The following is a 3,626-nucleotide window of genomic DNA, read 5'->3' on the forward strand; positions in this document are numbered from 1 at the left end:
GCTACAAGTAGTGTCGCTTCATTAGGTTTTGCCCCGAATTGTTCAGCATACAAAGGCAGTATCGGTAGGATTATTCCGAAGCCGAGCAAGTCTATAAATACAGTCAAAAATAAGACGAATATAGCCCTGCTATTATTTTTATTTCCCATAGTAGAATTCATTTTTATAAAAAATATGTAGAACTTTGATTAATTTTATAGACATTAGAAAATGCTTGATTAGAAAAACCTATTGAACTCAACTAGTAATCATCTCAAGCAATATGATTGAATTTGAGAGTGGTTTAGCAAAATAGCATGGAACAAACCTAATATAAAAATTAAGCCAATAATACTACTAATAAAAGCAACTATAATCTCGTGCTTCCGTATAGCTTTTTGGATTTTAGCGTCTATGATGTGTTCTAATTCTTTGTATAACATTTACCTTGATTTGGCTAAAAATACGAATTATGTGAACCTTGGGTCTTACTGAAGTTTGAGTATGTCCTAAAAATTAAGCTTATTCAATGAGAAAGTATTTCGATGCTGTAGAAGCGTCGAAACAATTTCTTATTGATAATAAGACTCGCCTCCGGCGAGAAACGTAATTGTTAACTACAATCACTGTTAGGCGATTTCCGGAAAATAAATTATCTAATATCCCGATTAAATTACTTCTGATTACCTATTGACAATACAGTTCAGATAAGCACTCTTGACCTAAGAGTGTGATTTGGGAAAAGGGCTGTTTTAACTGACCTGGTGATTTCTTATTCAGAAATGTCTTGGCTGAGGACTCATCACTGATAACAACACGAAAAAGCGAGTTTGCATACCCCTATAAGGATCTTGCTAGCTAGAACCTCTTGTAGATAGTATTTTCCAAACTACCCAATCAAAGATTTTGCTGTGGGATGCTGTACCTTCTTCAATTACAAATTACGTAGCTTGCTTATCGCTGGAGGTGAATATTACGAATTAGCAATTATTTGACCAAGGGCGTTGGCGTACTTTTAAAACAGCACCTGAAATACCAAAAGCTAATATCACTAAGGTCAAAGCTGGTTCAGGAACTGCAACAATACTTACCTGATTAATAGCCAAGCCGTATTGTGGAGCAGAACTGCTAAAAACGAGTCGTGAGATGTTTGCAGTGTCACTACGAACCCCCAAGAACACTGCGGAGTTATCTAATGCTAGCGACGAAGTACTGAGAACTGAGAAACTACCCAACAAGTTATTGCTGCTATCAAAAGCGTTAAGAAAAGTTTCAACTTCTAAATTACTAATATCTACAGCTATCTGAGTACCAGCACCATAAACAGGCTGGGCAAAACTAATACTCAAAGGGCCTCCATTACCCTGAGTACGAGGATCAGGAGATCCAGGAGGAAGAGGTTGAAATCCTGTTGGGTTTATACCTCCGAAGAGAATAAAATCTCCTTGGGCGAAGTTAGTCCGAATGCCAGGTGGAGGTAACGTTTGAAAGATAAATGGTGGAGTAATCTGAGGATTTTTAGCTGGAGTTATATTTACATCTAAGCCTAAACCACCTTGGGATGTTGCTGAAAAAGAGTTAGGTAAAAAAACAGAAAAGTCAGGCGCAGAGGGATTAAATACTTTACCTAAACTTCCCCAATTAGCTTGATCATTACCTCCTAAAAGAGCGCGTTCATTTACTAAAAATGTAGCTGCTTTAACTGGTAATGGGAGAACAGTTATTATTACTGTAATTGCTGTTAAATATTTAGCAGATAACTTGAATAATTTATTTATCGTAAATGCCACAAGATTTACTCCTAGTTTTTGTAAAATAAATAATATCATCAAAACGGAATAATTCAACACTCAGGATGAGGCAGTGCGTTGCTTTGGTTAAGAGAGCTAAAGCAACTGCCGTGTCCAATGGTTATGTTGCAAAAAGTTTTTGAGGGCTAGCAGCTGAGAACTGATAAGATTTATACTTGTATCAGCACAACCTCTTTTTTTGCAACATAACTTTTACTTTGGAAACAAATTGCGAAAAGTTTTAACTTGTGATGGAGTTGTGCTTTTTAGGAATTTTACACCAACTGAATATTCACATTGGATGAGAGATTTTCAACGAAGGCAAGTTGAGTTTCTAAGAAAGACAAGTTACCAGTAGAGGGGTTGTAGGAAAAGTCGCTACTATTAGTACTACCAAAACCTACTTTAGAAACTTGGATTACGTCGCCCTCAACAAAGTTGTAATCTTTGATGATGTCAACACCCTCGTTAGCACTGTTGAAAGTAAAGTTATCTGCATCAATGCCACCTGTAAGAACATCGTTACCTTGTCCACCAATGATGGAGTCATCGCCATCATTACCGAATAATTGATTATTTTGGTCGTTGCCAGCAATGATGTCACTCTCATTGGTACCGATGACATTGAAAAAGTTGAGTACATTAAATGTCAATGTCTCAAGTTGGGGAACGTTATTGGCAGAGATAGTTTCGGCTTTTAGGTCAGCGCTGATAGATACGCCAGCCAAAGATTCGGACGCATCGATGGTATTGTTGGCAACACTGGCATCAGCAATAACTGTTTCTATTTTGAAGATTTGGTCTGTTCCAAATCCATCAGCTTTGGTAATTGTCCCTACACCTGAGAGGGTGATACCTACACCTAGTTCGCTGTAGTCGGCGGTATCAATACCATCTCCACCATCGATGCTGTCGTCACCCTGACTGCCCTTGAAGATGTCATTGCCATCATTACCGAATATCTGATCGTCACTAGTAGTGCCCGACAAAAAATTATTGTTAGGAGTACCAACAATTATAGACATAATATATACCTTTGTAGTTTTCCAGATCAATGTATTTGCTTGATGCAATATTTAACTATTACAAGGAGTAAGAATCTAAATTTCATCTTTCTTCTTGAAAAGTTTTGAGAGAACGAATCGCATTAGTAATTTACTACATACATAATACATACTGAAATTTTTCATCATTGTGATTCTTGTGTTAGACGTATCGTCCTTTTAAGTCTTTTCCTCTACTGTGTTATCAACTCAAAAACCATAATTCTCGCAGAAACTTCAAATTATTACAAAACTTCATTGGTGAGCTTCCGCTTCACAAGGAAGTTATCTTGCACGAGTACTGGAATAGTCACCCTGCCAAAGCAATTTGTAATCAAGAAACTGTTGGCGAAATTTCCGTAATCGGATTTGTGGTTGTGGATGGGGTACCGCCGATGTCGGTCATTAATGGCTTCTAGAAAAAGATTTCGGGTTGAGGCTGTATTTTCAATCACCAGAATTTTTTCATCGTCTGCTTTGAAAATATTGCAATTAATAATGGCTGGTTTGATTGACATAGCGTTATATGTCACCACTAATTGCCAGTAAACCAAAAAGTTTTTTACAAGTCTTACCATATAGAACCCATTTGATCTCTTTTAGGCGATCAAGTAGAATCAACAGAAATTAGGTGCATTGAAGCAGTTCAGGCTTGAAAATTGGGTATTCAAGTGATTTGACAGACAAAGAGTGGGAAATAATTGAGCCATTATTGCAGACTTTGAAGAAAACTAGACCCCCTCTGTGGACAAAGCGGCAAATTCTTGACGGTGTATTTTATCAACTTAAGAATGGTTGCAATTGGGCTGACTTA

At 37.2% G+C, this 3,626-nt stretch carries 4 protein-coding genes; 1 reads left to right on the plus strand and 3 read right to left on the minus strand.

The features are described from left to right. Window positions 1-959 precede the first annotated feature (959 nt). From VE944_RS10155 to VE944_RS10165, 3 genes are all read right to left on the minus strand, one after another. A complete protein-coding gene (locus VE944_RS10155; RefSeq protein WP_324976076.1) occupies window positions 960-1,769 on the minus strand; it encodes a hypothetical protein in 810 nt (269 codons plus the stop codon). A gap of 275 nt (window positions 1,770-2,044) precedes the next feature. Next, complete coding sequence (locus tag VE944_RS10160; protein ID WP_324976079.1) at window positions 2,045-2,794, minus strand: calcium-binding protein; 750 nt, start codon at window positions 2,792-2,794, stop codon at window positions 2,045-2,047. A 263-nt stretch (window positions 2,795-3,057) separates the two neighbouring features. Next, the gene (locus VE944_RS10165) at window positions 3,058-3,390 is read right to left on the minus strand and encodes a hypothetical protein (protein WP_324976083.1); all 333 of its coding nucleotides are present in this window, start codon (window positions 3,388-3,390) and stop codon (window positions 3,058-3,060) included. Between the two features lie 98 nt (window positions 3,391-3,488). Here VE944_RS10165 and VE944_RS10170 point away from each other — a divergent pair. Then, window positions 3,489-3,626: transposase (locus VE944_RS10170; protein WP_324976087.1), on the plus strand; the 138-nt coding region annotated here is incomplete at its 3' end.

Origin of the sequence: Nostoc sp. (assembly GCF_035638895.1) — a bacterium.
Taxonomy (GTDB): domain Bacteria; phylum Cyanobacteriota; class Cyanobacteriia; order Cyanobacteriales; family Nostocaceae; genus Nostoc.

Bases quoted from the DNA above. Each gene is read 5' to 3' on its own strand.
- VE944_RS10160 (WP_324976079.1), bottom strand. From the start codon at position 2,794: ATGTCTATAATTGTTGGTACTCCTAACAATAATTTTTTGTCGGGCACT.
- VE944_RS10165 (WP_324976083.1), bottom strand. From the start codon at position 3,390: ATGGTAAGACTTGTAAAAAACTTTTTGGTTTACTGGCAATTAGTGGTG.